14 protein-coding genes are annotated in these 15,149 nt (G+C 63.9%); 8 read left to right on the top strand and 6 right to left on the bottom strand.

What is annotated here, in order from left to right:
- Positions 1 to 20: 20 nt before the first annotated feature.
- Together KHO53_RS06155 and norR are read right to left on the bottom strand one after the other, a co-directional pair.
- On the bottom strand, positions 21 to 920 hold the full coding sequence (locus KHO53_RS06155) for a chemotaxis protein (RefSeq protein ID WP_010220652.1): 900 nt from the start codon (positions 918 to 920) through the stop codon (positions 21 to 23).
- An 80-nt stretch (positions 921 to 1,000) separates the two neighbouring features.
- On the bottom strand, positions 1,001 to 2,554 hold the full coding sequence (norR, locus tag KHO53_RS06150) for a nitric oxide reductase transcriptional regulator NorR (RefSeq protein ID WP_213570097.1): 1,554 nt from the start codon (positions 2,552 to 2,554) through the stop codon (positions 1,001 to 1,003).
- A gap of 153 nt (positions 2,555 to 2,707) precedes the next feature.
- Here norR and hmpA point away from each other — a divergent pair, with 153 nt between their 5' ends.
- Both hmpA and KHO53_RS06140 read left to right on the top strand, forming a co-directional pair.
- Positions 2,708 to 3,889 (top strand): NO-inducible flavohemoprotein, encoded by a 1,182-nt coding sequence (hmpA, locus tag KHO53_RS06145; RefSeq protein ID WP_036996862.1) that lies wholly within the window; start codon positions 2,708 to 2,710, stop codon positions 3,887 to 3,889.
- A 171-nt stretch (positions 3,890 to 4,060) separates the two neighbouring features.
- Complete coding sequence (locus KHO53_RS06140) at positions 4,061 to 4,528, top strand: phosphate-starvation-inducible protein PsiE (protein WP_010220656.1); 468 nt, start codon at positions 4,061 to 4,063, stop codon at positions 4,526 to 4,528.
- Between the two features lie 115 nt (positions 4,529 to 4,643).
- On the opposite strand, the gene KHO53_RS06135 is transcribed toward KHO53_RS06140, so the two are convergent.
- From KHO53_RS06135 to KHO53_RS06120, 4 genes are all read right to left on the bottom strand, one after another.
- Complete coding sequence (locus tag KHO53_RS06135; RefSeq protein WP_010220657.1) at positions 4,644 to 5,048, bottom strand: HPF/RaiA family ribosome-associated protein; 405 nt, start codon at positions 5,046 to 5,048, stop codon at positions 4,644 to 4,646.
- A gap of 178 nt (positions 5,049 to 5,226) precedes the next feature.
- Complete coding sequence (fecA, locus tag KHO53_RS06130; RefSeq protein ID WP_213570096.1) at positions 5,227 to 7,566, bottom strand: TonB-dependent Fe(3+) dicitrate receptor FecA; 2,340 nt, start codon at positions 7,564 to 7,566, stop codon at positions 5,227 to 5,229.
- A 92-nt stretch (positions 7,567 to 7,658) separates the two neighbouring features.
- Positions 7,659 to 8,591, bottom strand: a complete 933-nt coding sequence (locus KHO53_RS06125) for a DUF4880 domain-containing protein (protein WP_036996857.1) — start codon at positions 8,589 to 8,591, stop codon at positions 7,659 to 7,661.
- Positions 8,588 to 9,082, bottom strand: coding sequence for a sigma-70 family RNA polymerase sigma factor (locus tag KHO53_RS06120; protein WP_010220662.1), 495 nt, complete (start codon positions 9,080 to 9,082; stop codon positions 8,588 to 8,590). The genes KHO53_RS06125 and KHO53_RS06120 overlap by 4 nt, the downstream gene beginning before the upstream one ends.
- A gap of 219 nt (positions 9,083 to 9,301) precedes the next feature.
- On the opposite strand from KHO53_RS06120, the gene KHO53_RS06115 reads away from it, so the two are divergent.
- The 6 genes from KHO53_RS06115 to KHO53_RS06090 all read left to right on the top strand — a co-directional run bounded on the left by KHO53_RS06115 (position 9,302) and on the right by KHO53_RS06090 (position 15,113).
- Entirely contained in the window at positions 9,302 to 11,269 is a 1,968-nt protein-coding gene (locus tag KHO53_RS06115) for a ligand-gated channel protein (RefSeq protein ID WP_349628466.1), read from the top strand.
- 75 nt (positions 11,270 to 11,344) lie between these two features.
- Positions 11,345 to 11,650, top strand: a complete 306-nt coding sequence (locus tag KHO53_RS06110) for a DUF3649 domain-containing protein (protein WP_100782513.1) — start codon at positions 11,345 to 11,347, stop codon at positions 11,648 to 11,650.
- Positions 11,647 to 13,230: a PepSY-associated TM helix domain-containing protein gene (locus KHO53_RS06105; protein WP_213570094.1), complete on the top strand. Its 1,584-nt coding sequence runs from the start codon at positions 11,647 to 11,649 to the stop codon at positions 13,228 to 13,230. Before KHO53_RS06110 ends, KHO53_RS06105 begins: the two co-directional genes overlap by 4 nt.
- The gene (locus KHO53_RS06100; RefSeq protein WP_100782515.1) at positions 13,230 to 13,556 is read left to right on the top strand and encodes a DUF3325 domain-containing protein; all 327 of its coding nucleotides are present in this window, start codon (positions 13,230 to 13,232) and stop codon (positions 13,554 to 13,556) included. Before KHO53_RS06105 ends, KHO53_RS06100 begins: the two co-directional genes overlap by 1 nt.
- A gap of 1 nt (position 13,557) precedes the next feature.
- Positions 13,558 to 14,142 carry an RNA polymerase sigma factor gene (locus tag KHO53_RS06095; protein WP_010220669.1) on the top strand — a complete coding sequence of 195 codons (585 nt, stop codon included), beginning with the start codon at positions 13,558 to 13,560 and terminating at the stop codon, positions 14,140 to 14,142.
- The gene (locus KHO53_RS06090; RefSeq protein WP_010220670.1) at positions 14,139 to 15,113 is read left to right on the top strand and encodes a FecR family protein; all 975 of its coding nucleotides are present in this window, start codon (positions 14,139 to 14,141) and stop codon (positions 15,111 to 15,113) included. Before KHO53_RS06095 ends, KHO53_RS06090 begins: the two co-directional genes overlap by 4 nt.
- Positions 15,114 to 15,149: the final 36 nt, after the last annotated feature.

Here is a 15,149-nt window from a genome sequence, read left to right as displayed (position 1 = left end):
CAACGCTTCGCGGCTATGTATCAGCGTTCTTCGAAGGCCACGGTGCGGGCGGCGACGATCAGGCAGTCGGTCAGGTCTGGCGAGGAGAACTTGGTCAGTACCGCGTTGGCCCCGGCATCCTTGGCTTTATCGCTGTTCATGGCGCTGTCCAGCGAGGTGTGCAACAGCACGTAGAGGTGCTGGAAATCCGGGGTTTCGCGCAGGGTGCGGGTGAAGGCGTAGCCGTCCATCTCCGACATCTCGATGTCCGACACCACCACGTTGATCTCGCGCTCGGTGCCTTGCAGTTCGAGCAAGGTGTTGATCGCGTCCTTGGCGCTGCGCGCGGTGTGGCATTCGATACCGAGGTTGCGCAGGGTATGCACCGACTGCTGCAGGGCCACCTGGCTGTCATCGACCACCAGGATGTTGGTGGCGGCCAGCACTGCGGCGTCTTCAGCGCTGAGCTCGGAAGTCACCACCTCGTGCGTCGGCGGGGCGATGCCGTGGATGACCTTCTCGATATCCAGCACTTGCACCAGGGTGTTGTCGACCCGGGTCACGCCGGTGATGAACGACTTGCTCCCCGACCCATAGGGTGGCGGCTTGATGTCGGTGCTCAGGCAATGGACGATCTTGCTCACCGCCTGCACATGCAACCCCTGCTTGGAGCGGCTGATGTCGGTGACGATCAGGCAGCCGCCGTCCGGGTCTTCCAGCGGCCGTTCGCCGATGGCCCGGGACAGGTCGATGACCGACAGCGAGTTGCCCCGCAAGGTGGCCACGCCTTTGACGTGGGGGTGCGACTCCGGCAGCTTGGTCAGCGGCGGGCAGGGGATGATTTCACTGACCTTGAGCAGGTTGATCGCCATCAGCTTGCCGCTGCGCAGGGTAAACAGCAGCAGCGACAGCGAATCCGCGCGGGCATTTTGCGACGCCATAGGCACCTTCAGGGCAGAGTAATAGGGGGAGATGCCAGGTTATCGACCCGGCGGCCCGTGGCTTTAATCACTCGGTGAAATCAGCGTAGACCCAAGCGCCGTGCCAGGCGACTGAGATTGGCCCGATCCAGGCCAAGTTCGCGGGCAGTGCTGGCCCAGTTGTGCTGGTGGCGCTCCAGGCACGCCTGGATCAGCTGGCGCTGGTAGTCATCCAGGGCCTGGCGCAGATCGCCGCCGGGCAGCGGTGCCTCGGCCAATGCATTGGTGTCGATGGGGGCAGGGGCCGACTCAACCGGGCGCAGGTCCAGGTCGGCGGCATCCAGGGTGAGGATTTTCGGTCGCAGGCCATGCTGCCCCAGGGCCTTGAGCGCCGAACGGCCGATCAGGTGTTCCAGCTCGCGCACGTTGCCCGGCCAGTTGTAGGCAATCAGCGCGGCTTGGGCTTCGGGGCTCAGGCGCAGGCTGCCCAGGCCCATGCGCGAGCGGTTCTGCTCGAGAAAATAGCCACTGAGCAGCAGCACATCGCGCCCGCGTTCGCGCAGCGGTGGCACCAGCAGCGGGTATACGCTCAGGCGGTGGTAAAAGTCGGCGCGGTAGCGTCCGGCGCGCACTTCTTCGGCCAGGTCGCGGTTGCTGGCGGCGATCAGGCGCACATCGACGCGGTGCTCCTGGTCCGAGCCCAGGCGCTGTAGCTGGCCGCTCTGCAGCACGCGCAAGAGCTTGGCCTGCACGCTCAGCGACAATTCGCCGACTTCATCGAGAAACAACGTGCCGCCATTGGCCAGTTCAAACTTGCCGCGCCGCTCGCCCACCGCGCCGGTAAAGGCGCCACGGACATGGCCGAACAGCTCGCTCTCGACCAGGGTGTCGGGCAGCGCCGCGCAGTTGAGGCTGATCATCGGCTGCTGGGCGCGGCTTGAGGCTTGATGGATAGCCTGGGCCACCAACTCTTTGCCCACCCCGGTTTCGCCGGTGATCAATACCGTCAGGTCGCTACTGCCGACCAGGCGGATTTCTTCCAGCAGGCGTTTGAGCGCCTTGCTCTGGCCGATCAGTTCCTTGTGCTGCTGGCCGCTGGCTTGGCGGTAAACCTCGGCGCGCTGGTGTTCGTCTTCGGCGCGCAGGGCCAGGTGTTCGATGCGTTCGGCGACATTGACCGTGGCCGCCGCCAGGCTGGCAAAGGCCTGCAGGGCATCGAGTTCGACCTGCTGGAACTGTTCCGGGTTCAGCGCATCGAGGGTGATCAGGCCCCAGGGCCGTTCATCGACAAACAGCGGGCAGCCCATGCAGTCGTGCACCTCCAGGTGCTGATGCAGGCCCTCGACCAAGCCGTCGTAGGGGTCGGGCAGTTTGCTGTCGCTGGCAAAGCGGGTCGGCTCGCTGTGGCTGAGGATGGCCGCAAAGCGCGGATGCTCATCGACCTTGAAGCGCCGCCCGAGGGTATCGGTGCTCAAGCCGTCCACGGCCAGTGGTACCAGCCATTCGCCGTCCAGGCGCAACAGCGCGGCAGCGTCGCAGGGCAGCAGGCTGCGCATGGCTTCGAGCAGGCGCCGGTAGCGTTCGCGCTCGGGCAGTTCGCGGGACAGGTCGCTGACCAGCGGGAGCAAGGCGGTGAGCAGGGATTTTGCGGTCATAAAGACTCCTGTGGGTCAATATGACTATATCGCAGTCGTTGTCTTTATGACTCTTTATTTTGTAAGTTGTTGATTTATATAGATTTAATAGTTGGCACGAAAGCTGTAATAACCAAGGCATTCATCAAGAAGCCACAGGCTCAGGAGTCATCCATGCTCAATGCCCAGGATCGTGCAATCGTCAAAGCCACCGTACCCCTGCTGGAAAGCGGCGGAGAAGCGCTGACCACCCATTTCTACAAGCTGATGCTCAGCGAGTACCCCGAGGTGCGTCCGCTGTTCAACCAGGCGCACCAGGCCAGCGGCGACCAGCCCCGGGCCCTGGCCAACGGCGTGCTGATGTATGCACGGCACATCGACCAGCTCGAACAACTGGGCGGCCTGGTCGGCCAGATCATCAACAAGCATGTGGCCTTGCAGATCCTTCCGGAACATTACCCGATCGTCGGTAGCTGCCTGCTGCGCGCCATCGAAGAAGTGCTCGGCAAGGAGATTGCCACCCCCGAAGTGATCGCAGCCTGGGGCGCGGCCTATCAGCAACTGGCCGATATCCTCATCGGCGCTGAAGGCGATATCTATGCGCAAAAAGCCGCGGCCCCGGGTGGCTGGCGTGGTGCGCGCGAGTTCAAGCTGGTCGAGCGGGTCGAGGAGAGCAGCGAGATCGTCTCCTTCTATTTCGCCCCGGTCGATGGCGGTGCGATTTTGCAGGCTGAGCCTGGCCAGTACATCGGCCTGCAACTGTTCATCGACGGCCAGGAGCAGCGCCGCAACTACTCGCTGTCGGCCCTGAGCACTGCCGGCCAGTACCGCATCAGTGTCAAGCGCGAAGCCGGCGGCAAGGTCTCCAACTACCTGCACGAGCAGTTGGCCGTGGGCGCCACCATCAACCTGTTCCCGCCATCGGGCGAGTTCACCTTGAGCGCCAGTGAAAAACCGCTTGTGCTGATCAGTGGCGGCGTCGGCATCACCCCGACCTTGCCGATGCTCGAGGCGGCGCTGGACAGCGGGCGCCTGGTGCACTTCATTCACTGCGCGCGCAACGGCGCGGTGCACGCTTTCCGCGGCTGGGTCGATGAACTGGCGGCGCGCCACCCGCAGGTCAAGCGCTTCTACTGCTATGCCGAAGACGATGGCGTCAGCCAGCCGGCGGACGCCGTGGGCCTGCTCAGCGCCGATCAACTGGGCGCATGGTTGCCGCAAGAGCGTGATGTGGACGCCTACTTTCTTGGCCCGAAAGCCTTCATGGCTACCATCAAGCGCCACCTCAAGGGCCTGGGGGTGCCGGAGCAGCAGAGCCGCTACGAATTCTTCGGCCCGGCGTCGGCGCTGGAGTAAACACGATTCGGTAACCGCGAACTGCAAGGATAAGGGCACAGCCAGTGATGGCTGTGCCTTGCGGCAATCGGTCGCCTTCTCAAGCAGGGGGCTTGGCCTTTTTACTGCATGCAGACCAAGCGTCATGCGCCTGGCGCATCATCCTTCCAGCCGTATCAAGGAAACCGTATCGTGAGCATCAATTGGGCTGACAAACTGCGCAAGCGCCTGCATGGCTCGGCCGACTCGCTGGGCAACCTGTGCGTCGAGGCGTTCCACTACCTGGCCCTGTTCGGCATCGGTGGCATCACCGCCTACGCGGCCGTGGCCACCTTCATCGAGATGCTCGGCAAGGGCGTCAGCGTCGACGACATCCTGCTGTTGTTCATCTACCTCGAGCTCGGCGCCATGGTGGGGATCTACTTCAAGACCAACCACATGCCGATCCGCTTCCTGCTGTATGTGGCGATCACTGCGCTGACCCGCCTGCTGATTGGCGACGTGTCGCACCACAAAGCGCCGGACGCCGGCCTGCTGTACGTGTGCGGCGGCATCCTGCTGCTGGCGTTCTCGATCCTGGTGGTGCGCTACGCCTCGTACCGCTATCCGTCGACCAAGGCTATCGATGCCAGTGGCAAGGAGATCGAGGAAGCGAAGTAGCGGGCACTGGGGGAGCGGGCCTGGCCCCGCGATCGGGCGCGTAGCGGTCGCAATCCAGGCAAAAAAAGGCGAGCCCCATGGGGCTCGCCTTTTTACCGTCTGCGTTGCTGATTATTCAGTTGAAGCTAGCTTGCTCGTTCTCCAGAAACTCTTCCTGCAACAGCCCGTCATTCTGGGCACCGCTGTCGCTTTGCTGGGTGACCGCGCGTTTGCTGCGCAGCTTGCCGTAGAAGTGCTCCAGGGCGTGGTTGAGCTTGATCGCGGCTCCGTCGACAGCCTGGTCGAGGGATGCGGCTTTGTGGCTTACGGAAATCGGTTGATGGCCTTTTGGGCGTGCCTCCATCTGGCAGCGTTTGTCATGCGGACCTGGCTTGTCGCCATTCTCGTCGCGCAGGTGGACCTCGACGCGGGTGAGGTCTTCTTCGAAACGTTCGAGCGTGCTTTCTACCGTGCTGCGGACCCACTCTTCCAGCCGGATGTTGCCTTGAATATGGTTGTCGCTATTGACTTGGATTTGCATAGTTCAATCCCTTATTCAGCTAGCTCGCAAGAGAATCGATGGGGCCTTTGCGGCCTGTGAGAACCATCGCCTCTTGACTACAAGGTCAGGCACTTGGCCGAACAATTCAAGCCCTTTTGAAATAAAAATATCTTGTAGCAAAAAGCCCGGCGGCGGCCAGGCTTTTGCATGCGCTGGATCAGAACGCGACGGAGGTCTGCAGGTATATCGTACGAGGTTCACCCACGTACTTGCCCTTGTTGTTGTCGTCGAACGAGCGGGTGTAGTACTGGTGATTGAAGATGTTCTTCACCCCCACGGCAACGTTGAGGTTCGCCAGTTGCGGGCCGAAATCATAGGCTGCGCGGCTGCTGAACAGCATGTAGCCGGGGATGCGCCCGGTGCTGCCGTCGGCGCTTTCGGCCGCGGTGTTGGCGTTGTCGGCAAACTGGTCGCTCTGGTAGGTGCTGTCGAGGTTGAGCTTCCACTGGCCCTCGCTGTAGCCGATGCCCAGGGTGCCTTTGTGGCGGGATGAGAAGGGCACGCGATTGCCCTTGTTCGGCCCGTCTTCACGGATTTTCGCGTCGACAAAGGCATAGGTTGCGTACACGTCGAAACCCGCCAGTGCCGGGTTCAGGCCTTCGAGGGCGTACTTGACGCTGGTCTCGATGCCCTGGTGGCGGGTTTCGCCGCGGGCGATCACCGAATCGTTGGTCTGGTTGCTTTCGTACTGGTTGTCGAAATTGATCAGGAATGCGCCGATTTCAGCCTGCAGGTTGCCGTTGTCGTAGCGGGTACCCAGTTCCCAGGTGCGGGCTTTTTCCGGTTTGACTTCGCCGCTGCTGACCCGGTTGGGCATCTGGCTGTACTGCACGCTGCCGAACGAGCCTTCGGTGTTGGCGTACAGGTTCCAGCTGTCCGTCAGGTGGTACATGACGTTGAGCGCCGGCAGGGCGGTGTTGTAGTCGCCCTGGTAGCGCTGACCGTTGAGCTTGTTGGACTGCTCGGAGTCGATCATCTCGTAGCGGATGCCCGGGGTGATGGTCCACTGGCCGATGTCGATGCGGTCGTCGAGGAAAATCGCGTGGGCTTCGGTGCTGCCACGGGTGTCGCGGTCGTTGCGGCTGGCGGTGGTCGGCAGCTGGTTGGCGGCGATCGGTTCGCGGTAGCGCAGCTCATGGCCGGCTTCGTTGATGTAGCGGTAGCCAACGCCGACTTCGTGCCAGCTCTCGCCGAGGGCAAAGCCCTGGGAGAAGCGCGTTTCGATGCCGCGTACCCAGTATTCGCGCGGCGACAGCGAGACGAAGCTGCCCTGGTCCAGGTAACCGCTGCGCAGGGTCTTGGTGAAGAAGCTGTTGACGCTGAACTGACGGGCGTCTTCCTTGTAGTCATAGCCGAAGTTGAACATCGTCCGCCGACCCCAGAACTTGTCCTTCAGGCGGGTCGACTGGTACGGGTCGGCATCGTAGTCGGCAACGCTAAGGCCGCCGGGCATCTGCGCTTCGCCTTCGTAGTACTGGGCCATGGCGTGCAGGCTGTTGGCCTCATCGAGCTGGTATTTGCCCTTGAGGATCAGGTCGTCGATCTGTGTGTCGCTGTGCTCGCGCCAGTCGCCGCCGCGGCTGCCGGAGTAGAGCAGGGCGCCGCCCAGGCCGTTGGCGTTGGTGCCGCCAGCGAGCAGGTTGGCGCTGGTCTTGAAACCGTCATGGCTGGAGGACGGGCTGGTCTGGGTCTGGAAGCCGGCTTTCACCGTCGGCTCGTCGGGGATCGCCCGGGTCACGAAGTTGACGATGCCGCCGACGTTCTGCGGGCCATAGCGTACCGCGCCGCCGCCGCGCACCACGTCCACCGCGTCCATGTTGCCCATGCTGATCGGGGCGAACGACAGCTGTGGCTGGCCGTAGGGGGCGAAAGGCACCGGGATGCCGTCCATCAGCACCGTCGAGCGCGAGGCCAGGCGTGGGTTCAGCCCGCGAATGCCGAAGTTCAGCGCCATGTCGTGGCTGCCGGTGCCGTTGTTTTCCGGGGCGTTGACGCCGGGGATACGGTTGAGCACTTCGCGCGCGGTGGTGGCGCCGCTGCGTTCGAAGTCCTCGCGGCGGATCACGTCGCGGGCGCCGGCATGTTCGAAGACGTTGTCCTGCTGCGCCGCGCCCAGCCAGTCGCCGACCACGGTGGAGGCGCCGAGCTCGACCGGCGCATGGGTTGCCGCGAGCGGTTGCAGGCTGAAGGCGTTGTCACCCTCGGCACGCGCTTGCAGGCCGCTGCCTTGCAGCAGCGCATCGAGGCCTTGCTGCGGGCTGTACTGGCCCTGCAGGCCGGGGCTCTGCACGCCGCTGGTAAGGTGCGAGCCGAACGAGATCAGTACACCGCTTTCGCGGCCAAACTGGTTCAGGGCGTTTTCCAGGCTGGTGGGGGCGATCTGGTAGGTGCGCGCCGGGGCCTCTGCTGCCTGGGCGGCAACGGCGGTGAAACTCAGGCTGGCACCCAGCAGCAGGGTGCGCAGGGCCTGGGCAAGTGGGCTCGGTCGAAGGGGCATGCAGGAGGTCCTTGAGAAGGTCGAAGCAAAGGGGTCTGCCTTCTCTGTCACGCGAGAATTGAAAACGGCTCAGGTCCGTTGAAAAAAATGTTTCAGGCCCGCGCTTCGACCGTCACCCAGTAGCGGGTAAAGCGTCTGACGCGCACCGGTAATGCCACTTCCAGCATGTCGAGAATGCGTTCGCTGTCGGCCAGTGGATAACTGCCGGAGATCAGCAGGTTAGCGACCTCTGGCGCGCAATTGAGCTGACCGCGCCGGTAGCGGCCCAGCTCGTCGAGAAACGCCCCCAGGGGCATGTGCGCAGCCACCAGCATACCGTCGACCCAGGCCCCGGCATTGTTGTCCAGCGCCTGAGTGGCCTGCCATTGCGGGCCGTTGAAGCGCGCTTGCTGGCCGCCGGGCAATACCTGCCCGGCCAGGCTGGCGCTGCCTGCAAACACCGCCAGCTGGCTGTACCCGGCAAACTGTCGCAGGTTGTAGCGGCCGCTGCTCAGGTGCAGCAGGCCGTGCGCGCTGAGCAGTTGCAACGGTCGGCTGTCGCCGGCCACCGTCAGTTGCAGCTCACCGTCCAACAGGCGTACCAGGCGCTGGCTGGCGTCGAAACGCACATCGGCGGCGCTGCGGGTGTTGAGCTGCAGCAGGCTGCCGTCGTCCAGGGCCAGGCGCCGGCGTTCGCCGACCGGGCTGCGGTAATCGGCCAGCAGTGTCGGCAGCGGGTTGTGCGAGTGCAAGGCCAGGCCACTGGCACTGCCGACACCGAGGATCAGCAGGGTTTTCAGCGCCCGTCGGCGGCTGGCCGAACGTGGCGCCTGCAAGGCGGCGTGGGCCAGGGGCGAGGACAGGCCGCGCAAGCGCTGGTTGACCCGCTGGATGTGCTCCCAGGCGCGCTGGTGGTTGTCGTCGGCCTGCAACCATTGCTGCAGGGCCTGTTGCTGACGTGCATCGAGGGCACCGCCCTGCAACTCGATCAGCCAGTGCACGGCCTGTTCGGCCACCTGCGGGGAAAACGCCTGATGGCCGTTCACAGGGCGAAGTAACAGCGCATGGCCGCCTTGCTCAGGTAGCGCTTGACTGTGGCCAGGGAGATGCCCAGTTGCGCAGCGATCTCGCTGTAGCCCAAGCCATCGACCTGGGCCATCAGGAAGGCGCGCTTGACCGCCAATGGCAGGCCGTCGAGCAGGCGGTCGAGCTCCAGCAGGGTCTCGAAAATGATTGCCCGGTGTTCTTCCGACGGCGCCAGTGCTTCGGGCAACTGCGCCAGCGCCTGGAGGTAGGCGCGCTCCAGGTCCTGACGGCGGTAGTGATTGCACAGCACGCGCTTGGCCACGGTGGTGAGGAACGCCCGCGGCTCGTTGAGCAGTGGCGTTTCGCGGGCCTGGAGCAGGCGCATGAAGGTGTCCTGGGCCAGGTCCGCAGCGCTGTCGGGGCAGCCCAGACGCCGGCGCAACCAGCCGGTCAGCCAGTTGTGATGGTCGAGGTAGAGGCCTTCGAGCGAGGAAGAGGGAGCGCTGGGCACCGTGAACACTCCGGCGCCGGGATGCGCAACAGAATAAGAATTGTTCGCATTGTAGTGAAAAGTGCCACTACTCGGCAATCGGCGCCTGACTGACGGGCGTAGCAGAGGATCGGGAAAATGTAAAAAACGTAAATACGCTTTACTCTCATTTGAGAATAAATAGCATTCGCTCCCTTGATGAATTTACGCAACCTTTACATTTCTCAGGGAGAGGTCCTCGTGTCCCCGACTTTCAGCAAATCCTGCCTCGCGCTCACCCTCTGCTCGCTGTACAGCGCCCACGCCAGCGCCCAGACCCAGTCACTGGAGCTGGACAACATGGTGGTGACCGCGTCGGGTTTCTCCCAGCAGATCAAGGATGCGCCGGCATCGATTTCGGTGATTACCCGCGAGCAGATCGAGAACAAGTCCTACCGTGACGTCACCGATGCCCTGCGCGATGTGCCGGGCGTGGTGGTCACCGGTGGCGCCAGCTCCAGCGACATCAGCATTCGCGGCATGGCCTCCAAGTACACCCTGATGCTGGTCGACGGCAAACGCCAGGACTCGCGCGCGACCCGCCCGAACAGCGATGGTGCCGGTATCGAGCAGGGCTGGATGCCGCCGCTGGAAGCCATCGAGCGTATCGAAGTGGTGCGCGGGCCGATGTCGTCGCTGTACGGCTCCGATGCCATGGGCGGGGTGATCAACATCATCACCCGCAAGGTCACCCCGCAGTGGTATGGCGGCATCCGCACTGAAGCGACCTTCCAGGACCGCTCCGACTCGGGCAACTACAACAGCACCAACGCCTTTATCTCCGGGCCGCTGGTCGACAACCTGGTCGGCCTGCAGCTGTACGGCCAGCGTTCGCGCCGCGACGAAGACCATATCGTCAACGGCTTCAACGAGCAGAGCACCGACAGTGCCACGGCCAAGCTGTCGTTCACCCCGGATGAACACAACGACATCACCCTGGAAGCGGGCAAGTCCGAGCAAGAGCGCAACGCACACAAAGGCCGTTCGGCGAGCCGATCCGCCAGCCGCAACGACTACGACCGCACCAACTTCTCCATCACCCACTCCGGGCGCTGGGACAGCCTCACCAGCGAAAGCTACCTGCAGCGCGAGAAAATCGAGAACCCCGGCCGGCGCATGGAACTGGAAAACACCGTGCTCAATTCGCAGGTGTCGTTCTTCAGCGATTCGCACATCACCACCCTAGGCGGCCAGTACAAGTACGAAGACCTCAGCGACGAGGGCAACCAACTGGCCTCGGCGGCCAGCGTCAACCAACTGACCCGCTGGTCGTGGGCACTGTTTGCCGAAGACGAATGGCGCCTGACCGAAGCCTTCGCCCTGACCGGCGGCCTGCGCATGGACCGCGATGAAAACTACGGCACCCACTGGTCGCCACGCCTGTACGGGGTCTATCACCCGACCGAGCAATGGACCATCAAGGGTGGCGTATCCAGCGGTTATCGCTCGCCGGACATCCGCGCCGCCGTGGATGACTGGGGCCAGATCACCGGTGGCGGTGGCGACCCGGCAATCATCGTCGGCAACTCCAGCCTCAAGCCGGAAAAGAGCCTGAGCCAGGAAATCGGTTTCATCTGGGACAACCTTGAAGGTTTCTCCACCGGCCTGACCCTGTTCAACACCGACTTCAAGGACAAGATCACCGAGACCCGCCGCTGCACCGACAGCACCGGCAATGCCTCGGGCCAGTGCCAGATCGGCGGCACCTCGTACAAGTTCATCAGTGACCGGGTCAACGTCGATGAAGCGCAGATGCGCGGTATTGAAGCGACCCTGGACTGGGACATCACCCAGAGTGTGTCGCTGGCCACCAACTACACCTTCACCACGTCCGAGCAGAAGAGCGGCCCGCAGAAGGGCAAGGCCTTGAACCAGATGCCACGGCACATGTTCAACGCCACCCTCGACTGGCAGGCTACAGACCAGCTGGGGACCTGGGCACGCCTGAACTATCGCGGCAAAACCTCGGATTACCTGGGCCGTACCACCATGTCCGACGGCACGCCGTCGTACACCTTCGTCGACCTCGGCGGCACCTATCGGGTGACCAAGAACGTCAAGCTGCTGGCCGGTGTGTACAACGTCTTCAACAAGGAAGTGGACTACGAAAACTACCAGACCGTACTGGATGGCCGCCGTTACACCGTGGGCGTCGATCTGTCGTTCTGATCCGTCTGGCCGGCGGCTTTGATTATGAGAATATAAATCATTATTATTGTGCGCTTCTCGTAATGGACGGATGCCATGAAAAGCAAAGCCGCCGGGCTGCCCCTCAGTTACCGCCTGGCCGTGACCTCCCGCAGCCTGGCTGCCGTGTTCGGTGGCTATCTGCTGGCGGCCATGGCCAGCGTCTGCATCACCCTGTTGCTGCCGGTGCCGCGTGCCGAGGCGGTGATCAGCGGCATGATGCTGTCCTTCCTGTTCTACCTGGTGGCCTTCCTCTGGTGCTTCGCCTGTCGTAGCGCCTGGCAGGCCTGGCTGGGTGTCCTGGTGCCAAGCCTGGTGCTGGCAATGATCAGCGGCCTGGCCTATTGGATGAAAAGCGCATGAAAGAGGGCTTTCGCCAGGCCATGGCCTGGCTGCACACCTGGACCGGGCTGATCTTCGGCTGGTTGCTGTTTGCGATTTTCCTGACCGGGACAATGTCCTATTTCAAGGAAGAAATCAGTCACTGGACGCAGCCGGAAGTGCCCAGCCGAGCGCTGGACCCGGCGGCGAGCCTGGACCTGGCCCAGCGCTACCTGCAGGAGCATGCGCCGACGGCCGGCAGCTGGTTCATCCAGTTGCCCAACGCCCGCGAACCGGCATTGAGCGTGGGCTGGCCCAAGCCTGGAGGCGGGCGCCGCGATTTCACCTCGAAAACCCTCGACCCTGCCACCGGCAGCGAACTGCAGGCGCGCGAGACCCGTGGCGGCGAGTTCTTCTATCGCTTCCACTTCCAGCTGCAGATGCCTCACCCCTGGGGCCGCTGGCTGTCGACCTTTGCCGCGTTCATCATGCTTCTGGGCCTGGTGACCGGAATCATTACCCACAAGAAGATCTTCAAGGAGTTCTTCACCTTCCGTCCGGGCAAGGGCCAGCGTTCCTGGCTCGACGGGCATAACGCCATTGGCGTGCTGGTGCTGCCGTTTCACCTGATGATCAGCTACAGCAGCCTGGTGATCTTCATGGCTATGGTCATGCCGGCCAGCATCATTGCCAGCTATGGCGACAATACCCGTGGCTTTTTCAGTGACCTGTTCGGTGCGCCCGACGAGGTCAAAGTGGCGGGTACACCGGCGCCGCTGCTGCCGTTGCCGCAGCTGTACGCCAAGGTTCAGGCACAAGCGCCGGGGGCCAACCTGTCGTGGGTCGAGGTGCAGAACCCCGGTGACCAGAACGCCCGGGTACGCTTCGTGCGCCATGCCGGCGACCGCATCGCTCACCAGCGTGGCGGTGGCTGGCTGTTCGATGGGGTCAACGGCACCCTTCAGGGCGGCAGCCAGATCGATGCCACACCGATGCTGATTTCCGGCGGCATGTACGGCTTGCACATGGGGGTTTTCGCCGGCCCATGGTTACGCTGGTTGTACTTCTTCTTCGGCCTGGCCGGCACGGCGGTGATCGGCACCGGCCTGGTGATGTGGCTGGGCAAGCGCCAGCTCAAGCATGCCAAGAGCGGCACCCAGCCGTTCGAGTTGCGCCTGGTCGAGGTGCTGAACATCGCCAGCATGAGCGGCCTGCTGATCGGCGTGGCGGCGTTCTTCTGGGCGAACCGCCTGTTGCCGATTGGCCTGGAGGGCCGTGCCGACTGGGAGATCAACTGTTTCTTCCTGCTCTGGGCGCTGTCGTTGCTGCACGCCATGCTGCGCCCGGGGCGCCGTGCCTGGGCCGAGCAACTGGGCCTGGGGGCCTTGCTGTGGGCGGCTTTGCCGCTGCTCAACGGCCTGACCACGGGGCAGGGCTTGAACCATTCGATCGCCGTCGGCGATTGGGCCATGGCCGGTTTCGACCTGAGCGCATTGGCCAGCGGGCTGTTCCTGGCCTGGGCCGCCACCAAAATGTGGCGGGCGCCGGTAGTGGCGGCCAAGCGTGCGCCGCGTGAGGCCAAGAGCGCACCCGGTACGTTGATCGAAAGCGAGGTGAACTGATGCTGGCCATTGCCCTGTTTGGTTTTGCCGGCTTTGCCGCCCTGTGCCTGGCCATGGAAAAGCACTACAAGGACCTGCTCGGGCACAAGCCCGCTCATGCGCGGCTCATGGCCCTGCGCATCGCCGGCTGGGTACTGCTGGCTCTGGCGCTGCTACTGGCCGTGCGCCACAGCGGCTGGGCCATGGGCCTGGTCGAGCTGTTCGCGGTGCTGATGGCCGGGGTCACCCTCTGGGTGTTCCTCTTGCCTTACCAGCCGCGCCTGTTGCTGGGCCTGGCAACGGCCAGCGTGGTGCTGGCGCCGTTGACTGCGATGGCATCACTGTAAAGTGGTGAACGAGCCGCTCGATCTGCCCGCCGACGGTGCATGTGACGCCGACGGGGCGAGCGGTCGCGCGCGCTTTGTGCAGGTGTTCCTTGCCCAGCGGGCGCAGATGGAAGCTCTGGTCAGCCGCCGTATCGGTTGCCGGGCCACGGCTTCGGACCTGATCCAGGAGTTGTTTTTGCGCTTCTGGCGGCGCCCGCAGGTCAAGGTCGAGGCACTCGATACCTATCTGCTGCGCTGTGCCGGCAACATCGCCATTGATCACCTGCGCAGCGAAGGCGCGCGAGAGCGGGTCACCGACAGCCTGCAGTTGGAAGTCGCCGACGATCATGTCAGTGAACCGCAAGCGGCCCTGGAGGCAAACAGCGACTTGCAGCGCATTGAAGCGGCGCTGCGGGAGCTGCCCGAGCGTACCCGGCAGATCTTTCTGCTCAACCGCATCCACGGGTGCAAGTACGCCGAGATCGCCAAGGCCATGGGCCTGTCCCAGAGCGCCGTGGAAAAACACATGATGCGCGCTCTGGAGGCGTGCAAGGCAAGTGTTGCGCTGCCGTCAGCCAGCCCGCGCAAGCCAGGGAAAGCACCATGACCGAGATCACCGCCGAGCACGAACAGGCCGCACTGGGCTGGCTGAGCCGGATCAACGAACAGCCGCAATTGGCCGAGCGTGCCGAGTTCAAGCGCTGGCTGCTGGCCAACCCGGCGCATGCCCGGGCCTATGCCCAGGCCCAGGCGTTGTGGCGCCTGAGCGAAGCACCGGCCAGCCTGCTGGCCGCCGAAGAGGACCAGGCCCTGCAAGGTTACCTGCGCGCCATGCAGCAACCGGCGCCGGGGCGCACCTGGCGCCGTGTTGCCAGCTGCGCTGCAGCCGCCTGCCTGGTGCTGGCGCTGGGAACGGCGGCAGGCTGGCATCCGGGGTACTGGCTGGACGACCTGCAGGCGGATTACGTTACAGCCGCGGGGCAGGTTGAGGAGGTGGTGCTGGCCGACAATTCGCACATGACCCTGGATGCCGGCAGTGCGGTATCGGTGGATTTCACGCACGGGGTGCGACAGGTGACGATCCGCCGGGGCGCGGCGTTCTTTCATGTCACGCATACCGGTGAGCCCTTTGTGGTCGACGCGGCAAACGGCCAGACCCAGGTGCTCGGTACCCGGTTCGAGGTCCGCAAGCACAGCGGCGGGGCCCGGGTCACCGTGCTCGATGGCCGGGTCGCGGTGACGGCGGCCCCCGGGCGTTTGCAGCAACAGCTGAGCGGCGGCCAGCAGGTCGCCTATCGCGACGGCACCGCCAGCGCCGTCGAAGCGGTGGACAGCGAATCACGCCTGGCCTGGCGCCAGGGCTGGCTCAATTACTACCAGGTGCCGCTGAGCACGGTGATCGACGACTTGGCCCGCTACTACCCGGGGCGCATCATCCTGCTCGACAGCGAGCTGGGCAAACGCAAGGTCAGCGCCAGCTTCCCGGCCAGCCAGCCACTGGCGGCGCTGGATTCGCTCGGTGCGGTGCTCGGCTTCAAGCGCAATACCCTGCTGGAGCGGGTCACGCTGATCCGCTGAAAAATATTTTTAGAAAGTGCTGAGGTAACCTCGTGC

The sequence above is a fragment of the Pseudomonas sp. RC2C2 genome, assembly GCF_018390435.1.
GTDB lineage: Bacteria > Pseudomonadota > Gammaproteobacteria > Pseudomonadales > Pseudomonadaceae > Aquipseudomonas > Aquipseudomonas donghuensis.
This window is presented reverse-complemented; position numbering and strand designations above follow the sequence as displayed.